This is a genomic window from Flavobacterium glucosi (assembly GCF_048286535.1).
In the GTDB taxonomy this organism is placed as follows: Bacteria; Bacteroidota; Bacteroidia; order Flavobacteriales; family Flavobacteriaceae; genus Flavobacterium.
Genome location: NZ_JBLVPK010000001.1, coordinates 220,365 through 243,892, shown reverse-complemented (window position 1 = coordinate 243,892; position 23,528 = coordinate 220,365). Strand labels below are relative to the sequence as shown.

19 protein-coding genes are annotated in these 23,528 nt (G+C 33.8%); 1 reads left to right on the top strand and 18 read right to left on the bottom strand.

The genetic code is table 11. From position 1 onward, the window contains the following. Position 1 precedes the first annotated feature (1 nt). The gene (locus ACNQGD_RS01200; RefSeq protein WP_417995941.1) at positions 2-1,246 is read right to left on the bottom strand and encodes an ABC transporter permease; all 1,245 of its coding nucleotides are present in this window, start codon (positions 1,244-1,246) and stop codon (positions 2-4) included. Next, complete coding sequence (locus ACNQGD_RS01195) at positions 1,239-1,940, bottom strand: ABC transporter ATP-binding protein (protein WP_417998023.1); 702 nt, start codon at positions 1,938-1,940, stop codon at positions 1,239-1,241. Before ACNQGD_RS01195 ends, ACNQGD_RS01200 begins: the two co-directional genes overlap by 8 nt. Before the next feature lie 172 nt (positions 1,941-2,112). On the opposite strand from ACNQGD_RS01195, the gene ACNQGD_RS01190 reads away from it, so the two are divergent. Further along, positions 2,113-3,522, top strand: coding sequence for a DUF4403 family protein (locus ACNQGD_RS01190; protein WP_417998022.1), 1,410 nt, complete (start codon positions 2,113-2,115; stop codon positions 3,520-3,522). 102 nt (positions 3,523-3,624) lie between these two features. On the opposite strand, the gene ACNQGD_RS01185 is transcribed toward ACNQGD_RS01190, so the two are convergent. The 16 genes from ACNQGD_RS01185 to ACNQGD_RS01110 all read right to left on the bottom strand — a co-directional run bounded on the left by ACNQGD_RS01185 (position 3,625) and on the right by ACNQGD_RS01110 (position 23,505). Then, on the bottom strand, positions 3,625-3,861 hold the full coding sequence (locus ACNQGD_RS01185; protein WP_417995939.1) for a hypothetical protein: 237 nt from the start codon (positions 3,859-3,861) through the stop codon (positions 3,625-3,627). Between the two features lie 43 nt (positions 3,862-3,904). After that, complete coding sequence (locus ACNQGD_RS01180; protein ID WP_417993388.1) at positions 3,905-4,447, bottom strand: DUF420 domain-containing protein; 543 nt, start codon at positions 4,445-4,447, stop codon at positions 3,905-3,907. Between the two features lie 2 nt (positions 4,448-4,449). Then, the gene (locus ACNQGD_RS01175) at positions 4,450-5,136 is read right to left on the bottom strand and encodes an SCO family protein (RefSeq protein ID WP_417993387.1); all 687 of its coding nucleotides are present in this window, start codon (positions 5,134-5,136) and stop codon (positions 4,450-4,452) included. Between the two features lie 6 nt (positions 5,137-5,142). After that, entirely contained in the window at positions 5,143-5,784 is a 642-nt protein-coding gene (locus ACNQGD_RS01170; protein WP_417998021.1) for a hypothetical protein, read from the bottom strand. Between the two features lie 74 nt (positions 5,785-5,858). Further along, a complete protein-coding gene (locus ACNQGD_RS01165) occupies positions 5,859-6,209 on the bottom strand; it encodes a cytochrome C oxidase subunit IV family protein (RefSeq protein WP_417993385.1) in 351 nt (116 codons plus the stop codon). Positions 6,210-6,228: 19 nt separating this feature from the next. Next, entirely contained in the window at positions 6,229-7,206 is a 978-nt protein-coding gene (locus tag ACNQGD_RS01160) for a cytochrome c oxidase subunit 3 (protein ID WP_417993384.1), read from the bottom strand. 42 nt (positions 7,207-7,248) lie between these two features. After that, positions 7,249-7,836, bottom strand: coding sequence for a cytochrome c oxidase subunit 3 (locus ACNQGD_RS01155; RefSeq protein WP_417993383.1), 588 nt, complete (start codon positions 7,834-7,836; stop codon positions 7,249-7,251). Positions 7,837-7,838: 2 nt separating this feature from the next. Then, positions 7,839-8,741 carry a heme o synthase gene (gene cyoE, locus ACNQGD_RS01150; RefSeq protein ID WP_417995935.1) on the bottom strand — a complete coding sequence of 301 codons (903 nt, stop codon included), beginning with the start codon at positions 8,739-8,741 and terminating at the stop codon, positions 7,839-7,841. Positions 8,742-8,822: 81 nt separating this feature from the next. After that, on the bottom strand, positions 8,823-10,946 hold the full coding sequence (locus ACNQGD_RS01145) for a capsule assembly Wzi family protein (protein WP_417998020.1): 2,124 nt from the start codon (positions 10,944-10,946) through the stop codon (positions 8,823-8,825). A gap of 19 nt (positions 10,947-10,965) precedes the next feature. Beyond that, positions 10,966-11,709: a deoxyribose-phosphate aldolase gene (gene deoC / locus ACNQGD_RS01140; RefSeq protein WP_417993380.1), complete on the bottom strand. Its 744-nt coding sequence runs from the start codon at positions 11,707-11,709 to the stop codon at positions 10,966-10,968. 223 nt (positions 11,710-11,932) lie between these two features. Next, positions 11,933-12,289: a VanZ family protein gene (locus tag ACNQGD_RS01135; protein ID WP_417998019.1), complete on the bottom strand. Its 357-nt coding sequence runs from the start codon at positions 12,287-12,289 to the stop codon at positions 11,933-11,935. Between the two features lie 13 nt (positions 12,290-12,302). Beyond that, positions 12,303-12,683 (bottom strand): glycine cleavage system protein GcvH, encoded by a 381-nt coding sequence (gene gcvH / locus ACNQGD_RS01130; protein WP_417995931.1) that lies wholly within the window; start codon positions 12,681-12,683, stop codon positions 12,303-12,305. Positions 12,684-12,776: 93 nt separating this feature from the next. After that, a complete protein-coding gene (gene sov / locus ACNQGD_RS01125) occupies positions 12,777-19,931 on the bottom strand; it encodes a T9SS outer membrane translocon Sov/SprA (protein ID WP_417998018.1) in 7,155 nt (2,384 codons plus the stop codon). Positions 19,932-19,954: 23 nt separating this feature from the next. After that, entirely contained in the window at positions 19,955-20,536 is a 582-nt protein-coding gene (gene ruvA, locus ACNQGD_RS01120; RefSeq protein WP_417993376.1) for a Holliday junction branch migration protein RuvA, read from the bottom strand. Between the two features lie 95 nt (positions 20,537-20,631). Continuing rightward, positions 20,632-22,920, bottom strand: coding sequence for an NADP-dependent malic enzyme (locus ACNQGD_RS01115; protein WP_417998017.1), 2,289 nt, complete (start codon positions 22,918-22,920; stop codon positions 20,632-20,634). Between the two features lie 159 nt (positions 22,921-23,079). Continuing rightward, on the bottom strand, positions 23,080-23,505 hold the full coding sequence (locus ACNQGD_RS01110; RefSeq protein ID WP_417993374.1) for a CBS domain-containing protein: 426 nt from the start codon (positions 23,503-23,505) through the stop codon (positions 23,080-23,082). Between the last annotated feature and the right edge of the window lie 23 nt (positions 23,506-23,528).

Below are 23,528 nucleotides of genomic sequence, written 5' to 3'. Positions count from 1 at the left end.
ATTATTCGTCTCTAAGTGCTACAATAGGTTTTATTTTGGCGGCTCTGTATGCCGGAAAAAACCCAGCTAAAGCACCTGCTACAACTAACAACATCAAGGTGGTTAAAGCAATGCTAAAATCAACTTCGGGATTTAAAAAATAATCACTTGATACTTGCGGTCCTACTAATTCCAGCAATAATAAACTTGATAAAAGCCCGACAAATCCTGCTATTGTTGTAATAAAAATGGATTCATGCAAAATCATCCCGATAATAGAAACAGGAGATGCTCCAAGTGCTTTTCTAATACCAATTTCTTTGGTTCTTTCTTTTACAATAATCAACATGATATTACTAACTCCGACGACTCCTGCTATTATGGTACAAATTCCAACCCACCAAAAAAACAATCGGATGTACAGATTTAAATCATAAAACTGTTTTGCATTCTTTATGGAATTATTAATTCCTATAGCGCTTTCATCATCCGGCGCAATTGTATTTTTACTTCTTAACAATTGTCCTAACTCTTCCGTGAATTTTGTTGATTGCGCTAAAGCTTCCTCATAAGTATCTTTTTTAGGAAGCGTAAAATCAAGATTACTAATTTTATCCCCTACACCAAAAGCTTGTTGTGTAGTCGTTAATGGCAAATAAACCCTCGATTCTTCTCTTTCTCCAGCGGGATCAGTAAAAACACCAACCACTTTAAAGGTGATATTATTAATGACAATCTGTTCGCCAATAGGATTTTTTTCTTTAAACAAATCAAGCTTTACTTTTTGTCCAATAACGGTTACTTTTTCGCTGTTTTTTAAATCATTTTCATTAATAAATCTTCCTTGAACAATGGTTGCATTTTCAACATTTACATAATCGGGATAAACACCTATAAATCTGTAATTTCCAGTTTCTTTACCATAGACCATAACTCCGTTCCAAAAAATATAATTTGCAGATTTTATATTTAATTGATCTCCGAATTTCTGAACTGAAACAGCATAGTCACTATTTCTGAATTGTATTTGCCTCCCCGGATTTAATCCTTTAAACCCTTTTGTTGTCATACCTGACCACACAGAAATTAATCCATCAGCGTCACGTTCAAACTGTTTTTCAATCCCATTTTGAAGTCCTTTGCCCACGCCTAAAAGAATCACTAATATAAAAATTCCAGACGCCACAGAAATTCCCGTGAGAAAAGTTCTCAGTTTGTTCTTAGCAATTGCCTCAAAAATTTCCTGCCAGCGTTCTATATTAAACATAAGCAGATGCTCTTACTTGTTCTACTAATTTATCATCGATGATTAAGCCATCTTTTAAAACTACGTTTCTTTTGCACATGGCAGCAATATCAGGCTCATGAGTTACAATCAAAATGGTTTTCCCCTCGTCATTAATCCCTTGTATTAGCTCCATAACTTCATAAGAGGTCTTAGTATCCAAAGCTCCTGTAGGCTCATCGGCCAATAATACTTTGGGATTTGAAGCCAATGCTCTTGCAATGGCAACACGTTGTTTTTGTCCACCGGAAAGTTCATTTGGCAAGTGATGGGAATGCGAAGACAAACCAACTTTCTCCAAAAAACTCATTGCAATTTCATTGCGTTCTTTCCTTTTTACACCTTGATAATACAATGGCATCGCCACATTATCCAAAGCACTTTTATAATTAATTAAATTGAAAGATTGAAAAACAAAACCTAAAAACTTATTGCGATATCTTGAAGCAATAGTTTCGTTGAGATTTTTAATAGGCACACTATCCAAAATATAATTGCCAGAATCAGCTTCATCAAGTATTCCAAGAATATTAAGCAACGTCGATTTTCCTGAACCGGAAGACCCCATAATAGCCACCAATTCCCCTTCTTTAATGTTGAAATTAATTCCTTTTAAGACATGTAATTCGGAATTTCCCATTTTATAGGACTTATGCAAATCTTTAATTTCAATCATAATTATGTTAATTTTAAAACATATTAATTCTTCTCTAAAAGAAATTACAACAAGAAAACGTTAATGTCTTTATGAGTAATTTAATCATAAGACTTAATTATTGTATAAATGTTACACATTAATCCTAAAAAAGAATTGTTTTGTTAATTTTGTCTCCTCAAACTCAAATAAAATGCATAAATACTTTTCAGTTCTACTTATAATTCTGTCTATCGCACTGATAACAAGTTGTTCAACAACTACTAAAATAGCTACGCTAAAACCAGAACCAGATGATGCCTCTCCTTTAGTGTACGAAAACACCCCTTCTTTTATCAATTTACCAATCAGCGTAAAATTGAAGGATATCGAAAACCAAACAAATTCACTCTTAAATGGCTTGATCTATGAAGACAACAATATTGAAGATGATGATATTGAAATGAAGATTTGGAAATTAGCTCCAATTACAATCAAAAATGACAACGGTGCCAATGGTCAAAAAATCAAAACGATCTTGCCTTTAAAAGCTATTGTAAAGTACAGAATTGGAACTAAGAAAATGGGAGTTGAATTATACAACACTAAAGAATTTAATCTTGATGGTGTGGTAACTTTAGTGAGTGAGGCAGGTTTGACCAATTGGAAAATGAATACTAAAACGGAACTAAAATCATTGGACTGGAATGAAAGTCCGACGATGACTGTTTTTGGAAAAAACATCCCTGTAAATTATCTTATCAATCCGGGAATAAAGCTTTTCAAATCAAAAATCGAAAAAAAAATTGATGATGCTATTGCAAAATCAATGGATTTCAAACCAAATGTTTTGGCCGCTCTAGAGAAAATTTGTGTCCCTTTTCAAATGAGCGACACGTATGATAGTTGGCTCCGTATTGTTCCTATTGAAATTTATTCTACCAATGCAAAACTCAAAAATGACACTTTTGTATTGGAAATGGGAATGAAATGCAACATGGAAACATTAATAGGAAAGCAACCCGAATCTAAATTTAATGCCAGCAAAATTGTTTTAAAACCCGTATCTAAAATACCTCAAGAAATCACCGCAAACATTGTTGCTGTTTCTACCTATGTGGAAGCGTCAAAACTAATGACCAAGAATTTTGCCGGACAAGAATTTGGTTCAGGTTCTAAGAAAGTAAAAGTTCAGAATGTTGCCATTTGGCACAAAAACGGAAAAATGATAATTGCTTTAGATGTATTGGGATCTCTAAATGGAATCATCTATTTATCCGGTTTTCCTCAATATAACGACAAAACTAAAGAAGTATATTTTGATCAATTGGATTATGCTTTGGACACAAAAAATAAATTAATGCGAACTGCTAATTGGTTAGCGCAAGGAATAATTTTAAGAAAAATAGAGCAAAATTGCCGCTACTCCATAAGACCAAATCTTGAAGAAGGTCAAAAAAGCATGATGACTTATTTAAAAAACTATTCTCCCATGCAAGGTGTTTTTGTAAATGGAAAAATGGAGGAGATTCAATTTCAAAAAATTCAATTGACAAATCAAGCCATTATTGCCTTTATAAAAGTACAAGGAACCGTGAATGTATCTGTCGATGGATTGAAATAGAGTGGTCAATGCTCAGTTTTTAGTAATCAGCAAACAGTATTCTTTAAACTCAAACACACTGTTTTCAGAATGACTTTTGATATTGCTATTGAAATTAATATTTTAGAATTTCTTCTTTTTCATTCGATAAATAGCATACCCAATTCCTGCAACAAGCAAATAGGGAATTACCATCAAATAGACTATACCGTCATTTACCGCAGCAGCTTTCGTTGTATTTCCTTCACTGGTCAAGGCAGCACGACACATCGCACATTGTGCAGTTACCGATAGCGAAAAGAGATTAAAAACAAGAATTAACAATAAAGAAAAAAGGTACGATTTACCATTTCTTTTCATTTTTTCTGGAGTTTTAACCACTTTACTTTTATTACTTAAATCGTTAGTATACATAATACGGTGAAATCATTAAATAAACAACTACTCCAGTTATAGCAACATACAACCAGATTGGAAACGTAATTTTGGAGATTTTTTTATGGGTATCAAAATTTTCCGCTAATGCTCTAACATACGTTATTAAAACCATCGGAATAATGGCAATTGATAAAACAATATGGGTAATTAATATAAAGAAATAAACGTATCTAATTGTTCCTTCCCCACCAAATTTTGTCGAATCAGAAGTCATGTGATATGCCACATACATCACAAGAAAAGCAACAGATAAGGCAATTGCACCTGTCATCAACCTTTCATGAAGTTTTCTTTTTCCGTTTTTAATGGCTAGAACTGCTGCAATTAAAATAATCGCTGTAATTCCGTTGGTAGTAGCATAGATTGGTGGCAAAAATGAAAGTGGTTCTACATTGTATCCAAAATCTTTTAGCTTAACTCCAAAAAGAATGGCAACTACAACTGGGATTAAAATTGAAACTGCTACAATTAACTTATTGTATTTCTGTTCTAACGAATTATTTTCCATTATTATTCTTCTAATAAAATATTAATATCTTGTTGAATGTTTCTTACTCCTTTTTTATCCAAACCATCATAATATAAAATTGGATTACCATAATCATCTTTTCTACAACGGATGTTTCCATTTTTATCAATCAAAGCAAACAATCCCGAATGCTCGAAACCACCAACAACTTTTTTATTTTCACCCGCATAAAGATTAAATCCTTTATTGGCTAAATTAAAAATATAGGCTTTATCACCCGTTAAAAAATTCCAATTAGAGGATTTTACTCCGAGAAGATTAGCATGTTCTTTTAGTTTTTTTGGAGTGTCATGTTCTGGATCAATCGTAATTGAGACAATCCCAAAATTAGGATTCCCAAAAAAATTCTTTTCTAAAACCAACATACTTTCATTCATTTTTGGACAAATCGTAGGACAGGTCGAAAAGAAAAATTCCAAGACATATACTTTCCCTTTGTAGGTTTCATTAGTAATTTTCTTATTGTCTTGATTTATTAATTCAAATTTAGGCGCAGGTCCTATTTTAATTAACTGCCCTTCTTCTAAAATTGCTGGATTAACACTATCCAGTCTATCCCCCTGAACAACTTTATCGTTTTTAATTCTTTCTACTATTTTTGGAACTGCATAAATCCCAAAAATCAAAATAATAAAAGAGATTCCTATGTATGATTTATTTTTGAACATAAAACATTAAATTTTTCTGGTGGCGTTATTGTTCTTTTTAAGAGCTGCACGATATTCATAAAGAATTACTTTAAAATCATCAAGCATTTCGTTACTCAACTCCGCTGGATGAAATGTATTGTACCCCTCTTTAGTGTTTTTTACTAGTTTTCGACCGCGAAGATTTCGTTTTTTATCAATAATGTAGACTTTTGGCGTACCAAAATTCTCATCTAGTTTCTCCACCAATTTTAATTGAGCGTAATACGTATTAATTTCTTCTGTCGATGCGAATACAAAGCGCCACTGTGCAACATCTGTAAAAGCACCCAAAGCATCCACCACTTTTTTAGCCTCTTTTTCAGTTCCAGTTGGACAAATCATCACAAACTGAACATCTTTAAACTCATGATACCTTTGATAAATTTTTTGATTTAAATTGAAAAGATTCCCTCTGTTTTTTAAAATCTCAATACCCATAAAACCGAGAATCGTTACTTTGCCATTCAAACTAACTTTTTGACCGTCTAAAGATTGCCAATTACCTAAATCAGCAGTATTAGGAGTTACTGTTGGCAATTTAGTAAACCCGTTGACACCTGAAGCAAAAAAAAGATAGGCAACTATAGGCAAAATAAAAAGAACGAAAAGGACACTATTTTTTTTCATTGTAAGATACTTATTAAAGTACAAAAATAAAAAAAGGTACGCAATGCGTACCCTTTTTTTGAATTAATATCTTGTTAAAAATTCCATTTAATGGTAGAATTTTTAAAAACCTCATAAATATAATCCCCTTCTGTCAAAAGAATGAAGAGTAAATATAATATCAGAAAAATTACTGGAAAAACAACTGCGCTTCTTAAAGAACTTTTTTCACCTTCCATGTGCATAAATGCAAATACAATGTAATAGGCTTTAAAAATAGTAAGAGCATAGAATATCCAATTAAGTAAGTTCATACTTAAAAAATCATTCATGAAAAGAAAATCCGGTTTCAATATACCCAAATAAACTTCTACTACTGTAACGGCAGATAATATTCCGAAAACTTTCCAGATTCTGCCTATATTAGATACGTGTTCGTGTGACATGATAATTGCTTTTTGAAAATTAAACTAGATAGAAAACTGTAAATACAAATACCCAAACTAAATCGACAAAGTGCCAATAAAGACCCACTTTTTCTACCATTTCATAACTTTTTCTTTTTTCGTAAGTTCCAATTAACACATTGAAAAATATGATAATATTTATGATTACTCCAGAAAAAACGTGAAATCCGTGAAATCCTGTGATAAAGAAAAAGAAGTCAGCAAATAATTTACTTCCGTATTCATTTCTTTTCAAGTTTGCGCCTTCAACAACATAATGTGCTTGACTCAATCTTGATTCAGACTCTTCTCTTGAAAGAATTGTTTTTTTCTTCTCTTTTGTAATTACCTCAGTTCTGATTAAAAGTTCAGGATGCGCTTTGAAACCTGCTTGAACTTCAGCAACTGAATAAGAAGGCAAACTTGGCTCATCCATGAACCATTTCCCTTTACTTCTTGTCAATTGCTCTCTTTCTTCAGGCAAAATAGCCGCAAATTCAGCTAAAGCAACACGGTTACCATCTTTATCCACAAACTGAAGTAAACTTCCTCCTTTTGTTTCAATAGCACCATATTCTCCTTTGATGAAATTTTTCCATTCCCATGCTTGAGATCCTACGAAAATCAAACCACCGATAATGGTTAAGAACATGTAAAGAACTACTTTGTTTTTTTTCATTTGATGACCTGCATCAACGGCCAAAACCATTGTTACTGATGAAAAAATCAAAATAAAAGTCATTAATGCCACATAGTACATCGGAGCAGATACTCCATGCATAAATGGGAAGTGAGTAAACACTTCATCGGCCAATGGCCATGTTTCAATAAATTTAAATCGTGAAAAACCATACGCTGCCAGAAATCCAGAGAACGTTAAAGCATCTGATACGATAAAAAACCACATCATTAATTTGCCATAACTTGCTCCCATTGGCTCATTGCCGCCTCCCCAAGTTTTTTCTCCACTATTTGCAGTAGTAACTGTCGCTTCCATAAAAGTTATTCGTTAAAAAGTTCCCAAATTTACGTTTTTTTCTTATTTAAAGAAATATAAAAACAAAAACAAATAAACCCACAATAAGTCAAGAAAGTGCCAGTACATTGCACCTAGTTCAATTCCAAGGGTTTGAGATGAATTGTATTTTTGTTTAAAATGATTATAAATTATAATTAGTAGTGAAATCACGCCACCAGCAAGGTGAATCAAGTGCACAACCGTAACAACGTATAAAAAAGTAGTGGTTATTGAGCTTCCACTTCCGGTGAAATAATATCCGTTTTCCACTATTTGCCCAAATCCTACAAACTGTAAAATTACAAACAATATTCCAAGAACTAATGTCGTCAAAAGAAAAATTGTCGTTTTACTTTGATGGTTTTTTTGAATTGCTTTCTTAGCCAAATGAAAAGTAACACTGCAACCTATTATTGCAATAGTACTGTAATAAAACGCTATTGGTAATTGAAAATCCTTCAACCAGTCTGCTCTGGATTTACTCACCACAAAAGCACTCGTAAGCCCTGCAAACATCATGGTCATACTTACCATAGCAAACAACAAAATCAATTTGTAGGATCTTTCCGTTCTGGATTTTTGCTCCTCAGTTGTCATTATCATCTCCATAATTATCTTAAAAATTTATCAAATATATAAACCAATTGTAACAATGTAATGTAAGAAACACTAACTAACATTAATGTTCTAGCCGCTTTTGCAGTTCTTAATTTGTATAATCGAACAGCATAAAAAAGCATCCATAACCCCAGTAAAAATACAACAATTGCAGCAATTGGTGTTATGTACAAACGTCCAGTATACCCTAAAACTGGTAAAAGTGACGCTAAAATTAACCAAACCGTATACAAGATAATCTGCAAGGCGGTACCTTTGTCTTTTTTACCTGTTGGCAACATAAAGAAACCTGCTTTTTCATAATCTTCATACAAAAACCATCCGATAGCCCAAAAATGTGGGAATTGCCAAAAAAACTGAATTAAAAATAAAGTTCCTGCTTCTATTCCAAATTCTCCTGTTGCAGCAACCCAGCCCAACATAAAAGGAATTGCTCCCGGAAAAGCTCCAACAAAAACAGACAATGAAGTCATCGTCTTCAAAGGAGTATAAACGCTTGTATATAAAAATATTGAAACGGCGCCAAACATAGCGGTTTTTGGATTGATTGTGTAAAGCAATGCAATTCCAACAATCGTTAAAAGACTCGCAATAATCAGAGCCGTAGCCTGAGACATTCTGCCGGCTGGAACGGGACGATTTTTTGTCCTATCCATCAAAGCATCCAGATCTTTTTCGATAACTTGATTAAAAGCATTTGATGCGCCTACCATACAATAGCCACCAACTGCCAATTTCAGCAAAACCATCCAATCTAATGAATGTAAATCATAAATCCCCAACATAAATCCTGCAACAGACGAAAAGACAACACTAATAGCTAAACGTGCCTTAGTGATCTCTCTGAAATCAATATAAATGGATTTTAATGAAAATGTATTTAGTGTTGCGTTCAATACCAGAGTTTGTTTGTTTTTAAAAACTTTTGCAAAAGTAGTGTATCAAAAGGGATTTGACAAAAAACAATTCACAAAAGATTAATAATCAAAATACCAATTAAAAATATCAGCTCTTAATCCTAAAGTAAACCAATTCGTGCTTTCTGTGAAAGTGGCTGCAGTGTTTTTAGCCGGATCAAAACTTCTATAAATATAACTTCCAAAAAGCTTTAAATTCGTCGAGGGATTCACTAAATACCCCCCCTGAAAATCAGCAATAAAAACAGCCGTTTTATTTCCTTGACCTACTTTTACACCACTATCGAAAGGCCTTTTTTCATCGTAATCTTTATAGATATTTCCTCCGTAATTGAAGCCGTCTTCGGTGGTGTCAAAATCCAGTCCTCGTGTTCCCACAGTAACTTTTGCATCAGCAAAAAACCTTCCTTTATGGTAACGGGCAATAGCAATAAATTCCTTGAAATTTGCGCCCCATTGATGTCCGATACTTTGGTTGTTGTGTGCATAATTTGTGATTGGCATGCTATGAGAATACACATACGGACGCACCTGATTGTACTCTAATTGAAGTAGTAAATTATCAACTTTGAAAGCATTGTAATACTTAACACCTAACTGATATCCGTACTTATTTTTCCAACTATTATCTCCTTCTTTGATGTCTCCAAGAGAAAACTCGTCCAGAATAAACTGTCCGTAAAAATTGATTTGATTGCTCCATTTGTATTTAAAAGTCAGCCCCAAAACAGCATTTCCACTTCTTGCAGAAGAAGCGAATTCAACCGAACGATAAAATATAATTGGATTCACAAAATTGACATCAAATCCTCTGTCATTCGTATTGGTCCAAATCACCGATTCGAATAAACCAAGATTCAGTTTATTCGAAATGTTCCAACTCAAATAATGATTTGCCATAAATTTTGTCGCATAGGTTCTTTCTAATGTGACCTCAGGACGAACATCTTTGAGCCACATGTATGTATTGGTATATTTAATTTTCCAAAAATTAGTATTCAATTTAAAATAAGGATATGGACTGGCCCCGTCACTTTCTAATAAAGAACGGTATCCATCTCCAATAAAATTTCGACCATAACCCAATTGCAAATCAAGATATTTACTAGGTGTAAAGGTCAAATTGGCTTCAGCCAAAGGAAAATCATACGCATCCGTTTTAAATTCTTTTGCAATTCCTATCCCGGGAATAATAGCAGGATTTCCTCCCGCAGGCTTGATAGATTCAGCATAACGGTTGAAGTAATCTGCAAAACGCCCTTGACTTTCAAAAACAGTTGTGGTGAAATTCAGCATTTTGCCCAAACCTCCTCTGAAATTGATTCCGCGTGTGTTTACGTAGGTATAAGACGCCTCACTTTTTGAAGCTTTACCAACCTGCAAATCAAGTATAGGATTTAATGTAAACCAATATCCTTCACCTTGGATTTCAACGGCACTTTCATTCCATAATTTTCTTGCCCACCAACCGGAAGCTTTCTTTTTTATCTTTTCATTAACGGCTTTCAAATCATAATATTTTGAAACCTCGGCATACGTATATGGCTTTGAAGCGGTATGATTATTACTTCCCACTTGATTTAAAGAGCCATCAAACTGTGCATAGTAACTATGCGAAAAAGGAACATTCAAATGACTTTCAAACTCCGGATTACTGAATTTTTTATATACAATACTGTCCAACTCTGTAAGCTTCGGTTTATTATTTGAAACCATTTCGGCTTTCGCCAAAGCTTCTGCTTCGAGTTCCATTCTACTTTTTAAAGGTATGGCAATAGTAATGGTAAACTTAGAATAAGTAGGTTTTCCGTTATACGTTGACGGTTCTATTTTTGGAAATGTACCAAAAACTCTTTTTGTTTCTTTTATCAACGCCTCATCAACAGCATCAACATAAATCACTTTAAAAACACCATTACTGTCCACTTCAAAAAGGACTTTTACATTCCCTTGAAAATTATTTTGTTTTAAATTATCCGGAACTTGAAAATTTTGAAAAACAAAATCCTGAACTTGATTGTAAAAACAATTTTCCAATTCTTTCGATTGTAAATTTAAACAATCCGGAAAAACAGGAAATCGCTCCGCCGAATTGCCAGATTGTATTGAAGCAGTATTTATATCTTGGGAATATGCAAAAAAAGAATACGAAAATAAAAATAAAGCCAACAACCCCTTTTTCATGTTTATATCTTTTATAAATTTAATACTCATTAGATGAATTTTGTCCGTTAGCAATACTTTTTGCACCTGATGTACCTATCCTTTTTACTCCTAATTGAATCATCTTAACTGCCTCTTCATAAGTCCTCACACCGCCGGCAGCTTTTACCGGAAGAGGCGAAGCGTTTTCAAGCATTATCATTATTGAGGGAATAGTAGCGCCGTTTGGCAAATTATTTTCTGTTTTATAAAATCCAGTCGAAGACTTCACAAAAACCGATGCAAAAAGCTCTTGTTTAAAATTAGAAACGATTGTGTTTTTTATCAAACTTGACAACTGGATAATTTCCTTATCACTTAAAGCCGCCACTTCAATAATCCACTTTACAACCTTATTATTATCTAAACCTAATTGGGTACATTTCAGAATTTCCTCTTTTACCAGGGCTAATTCTCCTCTTTTAAAAGCTTCATAATTGCATACAAAATCTAAATCATCAGCACCATCATGTATCGCCTGAAGAGCTTCACTAAGCTTACTTTCTAATGCCGATTTACCTTCCGGAAAATCAATTACAGTTCCTATTGACACGACCGAATTTGCCTCAACAATCATTTTTTTTGCCAATGAAACCATATTCGGACGAATCATAATAAGCTTAAAATGCTCCTCGATGGCTTCTTGGATAAATCCTTTGACTATCAAAGTATTTTCTTTTTCGCTGAGTCCCGCTTGTTCTGCCGTTTTCAAATAGGTAGAATCTAAATATTGCTTAATATTCATGGGCTTTGATTTCTTAATTAGAGTAGATTATGACACACAAAAATACATTTTATATGAACATAAGTTTACTATAAAATTTCACTATTTTGTATTTTTAACGCTAGAACTGAAGTTTTTACATGCTTTTTAAAAAAAGACAAACCAAACTAAATAAACATTCCTGTTCCTGAATGCTATAAAATAAAAAAGTCCCACCAAAGTGGGACTCTATTTAAATTGAATTTTATTTAAATTTTGTTTTTAAATCAAATAAAATAATACCTGCTACTCCTAGAGTCGCACCAGATAAATTGGCTAAAACATCAAATACATCTGCATGTCTGGTAGCGGTTAATAATTCTTGCGCTATTTCTATGCCTATTCCAAAAAAAACAGAAAACAGAAAAGAAATTATTGTAGGTTTTAAACTGTTTACCGCATTTGTATATTTTTGAAAAAACAAAAAACAAAGTACCGTTAAAACAAAATGAAAAAAGACATGCACTAATTTATCCAAGTTTGAAACATTCCCTAGCGGAACATTATTTAGTTGAACTAAACAAAAGAAAGCAATAACACCCGCCCATAATAAAGCGGCCAAAAAAAATAGTTGTTTAGGCACCAATGAGTTCTTTGTATGATTCGCTAGATAATAAATCATCTACTTCTGCCATATTTGCAATTTTTATTTTGACCATCCATCCAGCTCCATAAGGATCAGAATTAACACTTTCAGGAGTACTTTCAAGAGCATCATTAAATGCAATAATTTCACCTGTTAATGGCAGGAATAAATCAGAAACGGTTTTAACTGCTTCTACTGTACCAAAAACCTCATCTTTGTCTAAAGTCTGGTCTAAAGTTTCAACTTCAACATAAACGATATCTCCTAATTCTTTTTGTGCAAAATCAGTGATTCCTACAGTTGCAGTATCGCCATCAATACTAATCCATTCGTGATCTTTAGTGTACTTTAAATTTACTGGTATGTTCATATAAATTGTAATTGATAATTATTTATTGCTAATTTAAATTTTATGCCACAAATGTAATAATCTTCTATTCAAAATTGTTCCCTTTTAGAAAAATTAATTCCCAAAATTATAACGAAGTGTGATTCCGGAACGAACATTTGTCAACGGAAAAGAAGTAGATATTACTGCTTTAGAAAAAGAGTGGTCATAATAGAAAATAGCCGTTAGATTTTTACTAAAAGCATAATCTGCTTTGACTGTCAAGGACCATATATTTTGTCCTCCAGCCAATTGATTGTTGTCGTAATCTAAATATCTAACAATCGTTTGATTATTTCTATAAGTTACATCTGCTTTCAAATTGATGTCACTTTTTATTATTCCTGTTGGATTATCTGCCAGTCTGGAAGAGAAAATCACATCTTTGAAACGATACCCCATTCCTACAACATATTCTATACCTTTAACTTCTGTCAACAAATTATTATCAAAACTCATGGACAACGCTCTGTCTTTTTTGATTTCGGCTAATACTTTTAAGGAGCTTTTTAGTTCAAAATCCATTCGTAACAACGGATTAAATTGTTCCACCAAGTTTATATTTGACATTATGGTTTGATTGAAAAAATTACCACTTACATCCTTTCCTTCCGGGTCTTTGTCGTATTCAAAATTTGACCTAAACGCATTTATCGTATAAGAAGCCCTGTAATTATGTTGCAAAGAGAAACGTTTGAAATTCTTTTTAAAGAGACCATAACGCATCAAACCATTGTATTTTATCGACCAGTTTGGAATTGGGAAACTTCTAAAAATCCCAAGAGAAACATCCGATGCATTTCCGCCTGAGTAAGCCGCTAAAAATGCCGGCAACAATACTGCCTGATTGTTTTTTCCATACCCTATCGGAAATCCATCTGAATCCAAATTACCAGGGTTATTAATATCAATTCCTCGTTGCGTTGCTAATCGATTGGCTACCGTAAGCCTGTTCATTCTAAAATCATCAAATGCAAGCGATGAATTTTCATCACTAGTGGAAAACGAAGTTCTTATCAATACTGTAGAAATTGAAAAAATACCTGTATTGTATGGAGATCTAGGGTTGTACATCCCATCCGTAACATCATACTGTTCTGAAAAATTTTCAGAATAGGCACGATCTAATGTCAAATCAACCTTTAAATCTGGTAACAAATCAACATTTGCCGTAGCTTTAAATAATTTATTGGTTACTTGAGAAAAATTTTGGTTAAAATCAGGATAGTTCGTTAACCAACCATTTTTGGCAGCTTCATATCGCACATCATCTTGGCTTCCGAAAATAAATGCTAACGACGGTCTTGATGAGCCAAGAAAGCCTACGCCTGGAGTATATCCCGGTAAAACAGTACCGCTGTTGTAGGTGTAATTCATCTGAATGTTTTTAACACTCGTCAAAATACCTATAAAACTATCTACAAATTCATTGTTTTTTGGCACTTGATTAGCATTTGTATTTACTATTTTTTCACCAGGTTTTGGAGCAGTTGTTTTAGGTTTTGGAACCGTTTTATTAGTATTTTTTGTCAGTCCTAAATATTTATACAACATATCCATGTTGAAAGTCGCATTCAAATTATTTGAACTTGCATTTTGAATCGTGTTCCCTAAATTATAACTGTTTCCTTCAATTTCTATTTGAGACAACGCATTAGAAGTACGCTGCCAAGTATAGTCCCCTGTATAAGAATAATTAGCTTTGACAAAACTAAATAATGGGATTTTATTGATTGGAATTTCATAATTCACAACCAATTGCTGCATGTGTTGATTGGGATCTCCAATATCCCAATAACTGTCCCAGATTGTAAAAGTATCTATCGGCTCATTATCTTCATTCAAATAATTTTTCACAATATTACTGGATGAAGCTGTATAATTTAATTTCAAAGATTTAGTCAAATTATAATTAAATCCATATTGATAATTGAAAGCAAAATTTCTTCGATATAAAGGATCCAGTCCAATTCCTTCCACATCTACCTGTCTAAATTGCTGACGGTTGTACTGTCTGATGATATTGGTATTAAACGAAATATTTGAAGGCAAATAATTAAAATTGAAATCACTTAACAATTTCCAATAATTACTCTTTTTCATGAATTTTGTCTTCTTGAAAGGCTCTACTGATTTTGGTTTAAAAGTATAAGCATAATCCACCGATGAATTTACCTGTTGGTCTACATAATCTTCAATTTCAAAATCATGTCTTTCCACTTCATTAAAAGATTGAGAAAAAGTAAAGTTCTCCGGATCATATACATGCTGTTTTTGTTCTGGACTACGGTCTTTTCTAACCCCAATGAAATTTATACTTTTCCGTTTTGTGTAATCTATAGCTCTTTTTTCGATATTGTCTTTTTCGTTTTGATCAGCCGTGTTATCCAGCAATTGTTTTAGCCTAATATCTTGATTAAAAGGATCGTATTCCGGAGTTATCGTTTCTTCACCAATCGCATAATTGAAAGGCAGATTAATTTGCCATTTTGGAGGCAACAATTTACCCAGATTCACATTGGTCACAATACTATATTGCTCAGTATCCTCACGGTTTCTTTCATTTGGCCCTTGTTCTAAAGTTCCAAAACCAATAGTACTCTTTTTACCTGAAGCAGAAACTGTAGCAAAATCAGCTAAATTTGTATCAACATTCAATACCGCTGCCATCCCGCCTTGATTATCCATATCCGCTAAGCGTAGTTCATTAAACCAAACTTCTCCTTTGATATCATTCCGGGATTCGTTGTTTTTTAGACCAACCATAAGCGTTCGCACTAATCCAAAATTAGGATTCCCTTTTATACCCAATCGCAATCTATCACTTCCGTCACCCTCAGTATTTGCTGGATCATTATCCGGATAATAAATACCATCCAGGGGCAATGCACTCGGATTAATACTCATTGCGAGAATCTTTAATTTTGTCAATAAAGCCAAGGATAAATCAATCTCATTTTCGTCAGGCCAAACTTCCTCTGCACTTAAAGGAGAACAATCTGTATTTGATGCAGAAGATGGACTCGTTACTTTTAAAGGTATCTCAATTTGATAAAAATTTTGAGTAAAGTCATTACCAAAACGGATGAATCCAACCATTTGATTGTCCTGAAGTACAACTTCATTTGGTAACGATTCTGCGTGTAAAAACATTTTCAGTTTCTTGAATTGACGCATATCAATACTTACATTTTTAAAAACTGCTCTGGAATCTTCCGGCTCTAATCCATTTCCAGATACTCGTAATGCTAACGACTGCTCATTTTGATTAATAACTGTATTGTTGTTGTATAATTGTTCCCTTAGTACTCCCGGAGGAACAATATAATTTATGGGACATCTCTCATTATTCTCCTGAACATTAACCGCTAAAACATCTAGATTAGTATCATCATCCGCAACATTAGTATCATTAAAATCAAGCGTATTGGTATATCTTCTCCATTCTCCTCGTACCAAATCCAACGCACCAAAACGAACGGTTACTTCTTCACTAAAACCTGTCATAAACATTCTCATGAAGCGTATGGATCTAAAATCAGAAATATTTCCTACAGTGTTTTCAGGTTGTGAAACTGGTATTTTAAACTGCAACCATCTCGCTTCAGTAGTCGAGCCATCCGCCAAAGTCACTTGGGTATTTCTTATATCAGTAATATAGTTTTGACCCACATTCATGTTTGGCTGAACATCAATACTGTATTCGTAATACGCATTGATTGTGTTCATAGTATTATCCCTGTTGATATCCTCTACATCAGGAACGGTTGTAGATCCTCTGTTAGGATCATTAATATCAACCGCAGAGTTTCCATCAGTACCGTTGTACATTTTATATCGGTCCAAAATTCCTCCGGAAGCATTCAAATAAAACGTATAATCATCCGCCGCCGGATCTAACTCTGAAGCAAAATTTGTATACACAGCTCCTTCATTGCCATTAACCAAACCATCCAAACCAATATCTTGATTTGTCCTGTTTGCTACATTAGTGTCAAAAGCATATATTAATGATTGTGAAGCCGGAACATCTCCCCATAATGGCCGTGGATTTACCACTATCTGATCCGGCCCAAGTCCGTTTTCATATTGTTTTCTTCCATCTTTCAAAACATCTTCCGATATTTCACCCAAATTGAAATAAATTTTTCCTGTATTGGATTGTGGTGCCTGACCGTTTCCTACATAAGGATCTAATACCCAAAACTGAATATATTCGACATTTCCTTGTTCAAAATTAGTCGAATTTAAGGATCGCATAATTCCTCCAAAATTATCTCTTGGATTTACTGCCGAATTCAAACTGTTATTATATGGACCTCTGTCAGAAGGATAATAACTTAAATCCAGTGTATTTATAACTTGTGACTGTCCTTGTGCAATATCTGTCAAAGGATACAATTCCTCACTAAAAACTCTTCTGGTATTGTTGAATGACAAATCTTCATTTGAAATTCCTGCTGGCTTTTGAGTATAAAAAATAGGATCAATTGAATACCATGCTAATTTGGCTCTTTTAAATCCATAACTCAAATCATTGGCATTCGCATTAAAATCATACGTACTCGTGGTATTTCTTTCCGGTGTTGACGCCAGGCTCCATGCATACGGAGAACGCATATCTATAGTAGACTGTGAACCTTCAAAATCATCTACATAAATGGTAGACTCGCCCTGAAATTGATCTGCTTTTGGAGTATCTGGTTTCAAAAAAGCAATTTCTCCTCTTACAGAAAGATTAGATGGCACATCAGTATCTACATTTGGCAATTTATTTACTAATCGGGTCAAGAAAGGAACTTCAGTAGAAAAATTAGTGTTGAATCCAAAAATAGTATTGTTAACTGATTCCTGACCAAAGCTTGATTTTTGAGTAAACGGCCTTTCGGTCATCTTAAGGAAAGTTCCTCCAATTAAGAAATTATCCGAAATTCTATGTTCTACATTTACGCCCATAAACCTTCTGGTTTGCAAACCAAAAACGGAATTATTTTCCAATGACACTTCGATAGGTGTATTAGAAGCTTGAAGCGACGGATCTAAGATTTGAACTCTTCCCAATTGATAATTTACACTATAATCAATTCCTTCAACTAAAACTCTACCTGCAGCTGTAACCACAACAGAACCTTGGGGCACATTTAAAGCACCAATCGGAATTCCATCGCCACCAGATGATTTATATTTTCCTCTTAATAAAAATTTATTTTTATCGCTGTCCTGCAAAGCGCCAGATTGTGTATTTCGGTACATACTGCGAAACACATATTTCTTTTGGTTTTCATTATAAGAACTGGTATTGTTATAATTTTCACCGGATCCTGTATTCGATAATTTAGAGAATAACAGTTCTCCAAATGGTTCTTTGGTAGTAAAAATAATTCTTCCGTATTGAGCATCCATCGTTAAGCCAGGCAAAAAATCAAAAAAACCATCACCTCCAGCTTGAGGATCATTGTTATAATTTAATTTATCCAAGTTAAATACTTTTAACAAAGGAGTTTCGGCAACTTCATTTTGAGGCAATGGATTCGTTGGAAAAGGACTTCCCGGAACTTCAGTAATATAATTTAAAGAAGATGGATCGGTGTACAGAATGTTAAATCTAAAATCTTCTTGTTTTACTTGATAAGCACCCGGAATCTGATAGATATTTTTCATCATCAGGTTCCAAACTGGATTTTTAACATTGGTCAAATTACTTTTCAGCATTTTCAAAATCAAACTTTGAGAAATAATGGCTTGATTTGAAGGACTGTCTCCTGTGACTACTGTTGCATCTACTCCATCGTTACCAAATTCACCTACTTGGTACACTTGATCACCAATTGTATATTGATAAGCAACTGCCAAAACCTCATCATTGGCCAATCTTTGTTGTAATGAGATATATCCTAATTGGGTGTTATACGTATATTCATTTGGATTTAACTTTCGCGCATTTTCTAATTTAGAGTAATCTTGTCCTTCGCTTACCGTGACATTAAAACCTGAGTTTGCCGTTACAATTTCACGAATATTTGGATTCAATAAACCACCACCGACTTGTATTAATTCAGGATTGTATGCATTGTTTTTATTATCTGTTGGAGTATCTGGTCCTGTAGTAAAAAACGGAGGACTGGAAGGAATAGGATCTAAAACAACCACTTCATTATCCGCTAAACCATTTAATTGTGCTTCCCCTAAATCCTGAAGTGCAATAATATTTCTGAGGTTATTATTGGTAACTACTACCCTATTTTGTTTGTTGGTTACCCAAATTTCCAGCCGGGTAATTTGAACTCTGCTGTCTATAAAAGGGTAATTTACTAATGATTTATCGTACCTGTTTCTAAAATATTGAGATAAGAAAAAATGCCTGTCATTATCATAATCTAATGCAAACATGTCAAAATTTTCAATTGTCCCTCCACCTTGAGCGATTAAACTTTTCGTTTGTGATTTTTGTTCCGAAAAAACTCCGGTAATAGTGGTTTTTCCAAATTGCAATTGTGTTTTTACACCAAATAAACTTTGCGCACCTCGAATCAAAGAACTGTTCAAAGGCATACTCACATTTCCTACTTCGATTTTTTGGATGATATCGTCTTCTGAAGGCGCATATTCTAACTTCATTAAATTTTGAAAAGCAAAAGTTGATTGTGTATCGTAATTAGCATTTACGTTAAGTCGCGTTCCTACTTTACCCATCAAACTCATACTTATCCTTTGATCAAAATCGAAAGAAAGATTGGACCTGTTTCTGGGCGAAAAAGAGGGATTATCTTGTTTTGTATACCGCATTCCTAAATCCATTTCTATAGATCCGGTCGGTTTTACATCGATGGTATTACTTCCAAAAATAGATTCAAAAAGCCCTGATTTCACATAATACCTTGGCAATAAATCTTTTTTAGCGGCTTCGCTACCTTCTTTTTTACCATCAATAGCATCCACCTTTTTTTTAAAATAATCACGCATTGATTCTTTCAAAACCAATTTTTCATATTCTTTTGGCGTCAATATAATAGGATAATTGATAGAGAATCCATCAACAGAATTAGTGTAAATATACCTGTCTGTTATAGGGTCATAAGTGTAAGCTGAAAGAATACTCTTTGGGTTTTTTAGCTGGACTTTTCCAATAGAAAACCCAGTTTTAACGGTATCCTGAGCTGCCTGATTTACTTGGGCTTGCGATGCAAAACCACAGAATAATACAAGCAAAAAAGTACAAATTTTATGCATACAACTCGTGTTACTTGAATCCTCTATAGGTTTTTTAAAGCTTTCTTGATGATTGACTCCACAGAAGCCTCTGGGTCTTCTTTGACAATCTTTTCTACCACTCTTTCTGAAGATTTTCGTAAAAACCCCAAAACTTCCAAAGCTGATAACGCCTCATCTCGATTTGTATTGCTTTGCGACATAGAAACTTCATCTAAATCATACAATTTTAATACCTTCTCTTTTAAATCCAGTATTACTCTTTGCGCTGTTTTACTCCCTATCCCTTTTATAGATTGAATGGTTACCACATCACCAGATGCTATTGCATTAGTAATTTGTTTTGGGTCCAAAGAAGAAAGCATTGTTCGTGCTATACTCGCTCCTATTCCGGAGACGGATAATAACATTTTGAAAATCTCTCTTTCTGACTTTTCCACAAAACCAAAAAGTGTATGCGCATCCTCTTTTATTTGAAGATGCGTATATACTTTTATAAAATCCGTATTTGGAAGCAAAGAATAAGTATGTAAAGAAATATTTACGTGATAACCAACTCCCCCACAATCAATAATTATTTGCGTGGGTGATTTCTCTACTAATTTTCCTTGTAAATGTGCTATCATTAATTCTTAAATATATCACCAAATATAATAAAATTAGCACATAATTTTATTATATTCATCAATTTAACTTCGCGTATAATTTATCGCTTATTAAACTAAATTAAATTTGCTTTTTTCTTTCCTTTCTCCTGTGCATCAATCACTGCAATCGCTGCCATGTTAACCATTTCCTCAACACTTGCGCCTAATTGAAATATGTGAACTGGTTTTCCCATTCCTAACATAATAGGTCCTATTGAGTCTATTTTATTCAATTCTTTCAATAATTTATAGGTAATATTAGCCGATTCCAAATTGGGGAAAATCAACGTATTTACTTTCTTTCCAGCTAACTTAGAAAAAGGAAATTTTGCTTTTAACATTTCAGGATTCAAGGCAAAATCTGCTTGAAGTTCACCGTCAATAATCATATCTGGATGATTTTTATGCAAATAAGCTACTGCTTCTCTAACCTTTACAGCACTTTCACTTGTAGATGATCCAAAATTAGAAAATGATATCATTGCAATGACTGGCTCTACACCAAACATTTTGGCAGTTTTCGCAGTCATAATAGCAATTTTGGCTAAATCATCTGCAGATGGATTAATGTTTATTGCGGTATCGGATAAAAACATTGGCCCACGAGCTGTCATCATCATATTTGTAGTAGCCACAATTGAGGCTCCATGCGCTTTCTCAACAAGCTGCAACATTGGCTTCACAACAGACGGGTAACTTCTGGAATGACCAGTAACCAATGCATCTGCTTCACCTTCATTGACCATCATTGCTGCAAAATAGTTTCTTTCACGCATTAATTTCTGTGCGTCCAAAAAGGAAATACCACGTCTTTGTCTGGAAGACCAATACGTGTTAGCAAACTTATTTCTTCGATCTTCTTCTTCTTTAATTTTAGGATCTATAATTTGAACATCGGCATCAAAACCTATTTCTTCTTTTAATTCTAAAATAATTTCTTTATTCCCTAATAAAATTGGAAAACCAATACCTTCTTCCCATACAATTTGCGCTGCTTTAAGAACATCTAAATGATCTGCTTCAGCAAAAACAATTTTTTTAGGATCCATTTTAGCTCTGTTTGTAATCAAACGAACCATTTTATTATCATTCCCTAGACGGTCTAATAATTCTTCCTCGTATTTTTTCCAATCAGTAATAGGATTCAACGCCACACCAGAGTCCATCGCAGCTTTTGCAACAGCAGGCGCAACAATGGTTATTAATCGTGGATCAAATGGTTTTGGGATAATATATTCTCTACCAAAATTTAATTTTGTAGCTCCATAAGCAATATTTACTTGTTCAGGAACTGACTCTTTAGTCAATAAAGCAAGTGCTTTAACGGCTGCCATCTTCATGGCTTCATTTATCTTGGTTGCCCGAACATCTAATGCGCCTCTAAAAATATAAGGGAATCCAAGAACGTTATTCACCTGATTGGGAAAATCTGAACGTCCTGTTGCCATAATCACATCTTTACGGGTTGCAATCGCCAGATTATAATCTATTTCCGGATCTGGATTTGCCATCGCAAAAACAATAGGATTATCAGCCATTCCAAGTAACATTTGTGGAGACATAATATCTCCTGTCGATAAGCCTAAGAAAACATCTGCATCAACCAAGGCTTCTTGCAAACTCATTGCAGGGATGTCTTTGGCATATTTTTGTTGTAATTCGGATAGCTTTGGGTTGTCTTTAGTCAATAATCCTTTACTATTGAACATAAAAATATTTTCGGTTTTAACCCCTAATAAAACATACAAATCAGAACAAGCCAAAGCAGCAGAACCTGCTCCTGAAACGACCATTTTCACATCTTCTGCTTTTTTATCTGCTAATTCTAATGCATTCAGCAATGCTGCAGATGATATGATGGCAGTACCGTGCTGATCATCGTGCATTACCGGAATATTCAACTCTTCGACTAATCGTCTTTCAATTTCAAAAGACTCTGGTGCTTTAATATCTTCTAGATTAATACCTCCAAAAGTGGGCGCTATATTTTTAACCGTTTGAATGAATTCTTCAATATCTTTTGTTCCAATTTCGATGTCAAACACATCAATATCAGCAAAAATTTTAAACAACAATCCTTTCCCTTCCATTACTGGTTTTGAGGCTTCCGGACCAATGTCACCCAATCCTAAAACTGCAGTTCCATTTGTGATTACCGCTACTAAATTTCCTTTTGCAGTATATTTATAAACGTTGTTTATGTCTTTGGCTATTTCTAAACACGGCTCAGCTACACCGGGAGAATATGCCAAAGATAAATCTCTTTGTGTTGCATATTTCTTAGTGGGAACTACTTGAATTTTACCAGGAGTTGGCTTTGCGTGGTATAATAATGCTTCTCTTCTTTTGCTATTTTTGTCCATTTTTTTAGATTTTATTCTAGCTTACAAAGATATAAGACTTGTTTTAAAAAGGAAGCTTTTATACTATTCTTTTATAAAAATAGGCAGGCATTCCCAAATACAAACAAAAACAGCTGCAAAAAATTTGTAGCTGTTTTTTATTCTTAATATATTCCTATTTTATTGTGTTATGTAAGAGTTTAAATGTTCAATTGTGTCTTTTTGCAAATCGATTATTGCTTTTACTACATCACTGATGGAGATAATTCCAATTACTATACTATCCTCTAAAACCGGTAAATGCCGTACTCGTTTTGTGCTCATTAATTCCATGCAGTACTCTAAATTATCCGATGGACTTACCGTAACCACATCTGTCTCCATGATTTCATGGACAAAGGCTTTCTTTGAAGATTTTGCTTTCAAAACAATTTTTCGAGCATAATCTCTTTCAGATAAAACCCCTTTGAGGACAGTATCTTCTATAATAAGAATTGCCCCGATGTTTTTTTCACTCATCACTGTCAATGCTTCGTATACAGTGTTAGTGGAAAGTATGGAATAAACTTCCTTCCCTTTGGTGCTTAAAATTTGGTTAACTGTCATAATTGATTCATTTAGTGAATTAT

Coding starts and splice junctions, on each gene's coding strand:
- ACNQGD_RS01200 (WP_417995941.1), bottom strand. CDS start 1,246: ATGTTTAATATAGAACGCTGGCAGGAAATTTTTGAGGCAATTGCTAAG.
- ACNQGD_RS01195 (WP_417998023.1), bottom strand. CDS start 1,940: ATGATTGAAATTAAAGATTTGCATAAGTCCTATAAAATGGGAAATTCC.
- ACNQGD_RS01190 (WP_417998022.1), top strand. CDS start 2,113: ATGCATAAATACTTTTCAGTTCTACTTATAATTCTGTCTATCGCACTG.
- ACNQGD_RS01185 (WP_417995939.1), bottom strand. CDS start 3,861: ATGAAAAGAAATGGTAAATCGTACCTTTTTTCTTTATTGTTAATTCTT.
- ACNQGD_RS01180 (WP_417993388.1), bottom strand. CDS start 4,447: ATGGAAAATAATTCGTTAGAACAGAAATACAATAAGTTAATTGTAGCA.
- ACNQGD_RS01175 (WP_417993387.1), bottom strand. CDS start 5,136: ATGTTCAAAAATAAATCATACATAGGAATCTCTTTTATTATTTTGATT.
- ACNQGD_RS01170 (WP_417998021.1), bottom strand. CDS start 5,784: ATGAAAAAAAATAGTGTCCTTTTCGTTCTTTTTATTTTGCCTATAGTT.
- ACNQGD_RS01165 (WP_417993385.1), bottom strand. CDS start 6,209: ATGTCACACGAACACGTATCTAATATAGGCAGAATCTGGAAAGTTTTC.
- ACNQGD_RS01160 (WP_417993384.1), bottom strand. CDS start 7,206: ATGGAAGCGACAGTTACTACTGCAAATAGTGGAGAAAAAACTTGGGGA.
- ACNQGD_RS01155 (WP_417993383.1), bottom strand. CDS start 7,836: ATGGAGATGATAATGACAACTGAGGAGCAAAAATCCAGAACGGAAAGA.
- ACNQGD_RS01145 (WP_417998020.1), bottom strand. CDS start 10,946: ATGAAAAAGGGGTTGTTGGCTTTATTTTTATTTTCGTATTCTTTTTTT.
- deoC (WP_417993380.1), bottom strand. CDS start 11,709: ATGAATATTAAGCAATATTTAGATTCTACCTATTTGAAAACGGCAGAA.
- gcvH (WP_417995931.1), bottom strand. CDS start 12,683: ATGAACATACCAGTAAATTTAAAGTACACTAAAGATCACGAATGGATT.
- sov (WP_417998018.1), bottom strand. CDS start 19,931: ATGCATAAAATTTGTACTTTTTTGCTTGTATTATTCTGTGGTTTTGCA.
- ruvA (WP_417993376.1), bottom strand. CDS start 20,536: ATGATAGCACATTTACAAGGAAAATTAGTAGAGAAATCACCCACGCAA.
- ACNQGD_RS01115 (WP_417998017.1), bottom strand. CDS start 22,920: ATGGACAAAAATAGCAAAAGAAGAGAAGCATTATTATACCACGCAAAG.
- ACNQGD_RS01110 (WP_417993374.1), bottom strand. CDS start 23,505: ATGACAGTTAACCAAATTTTAAGCACCAAAGGGAAGGAAGTTTATTCC.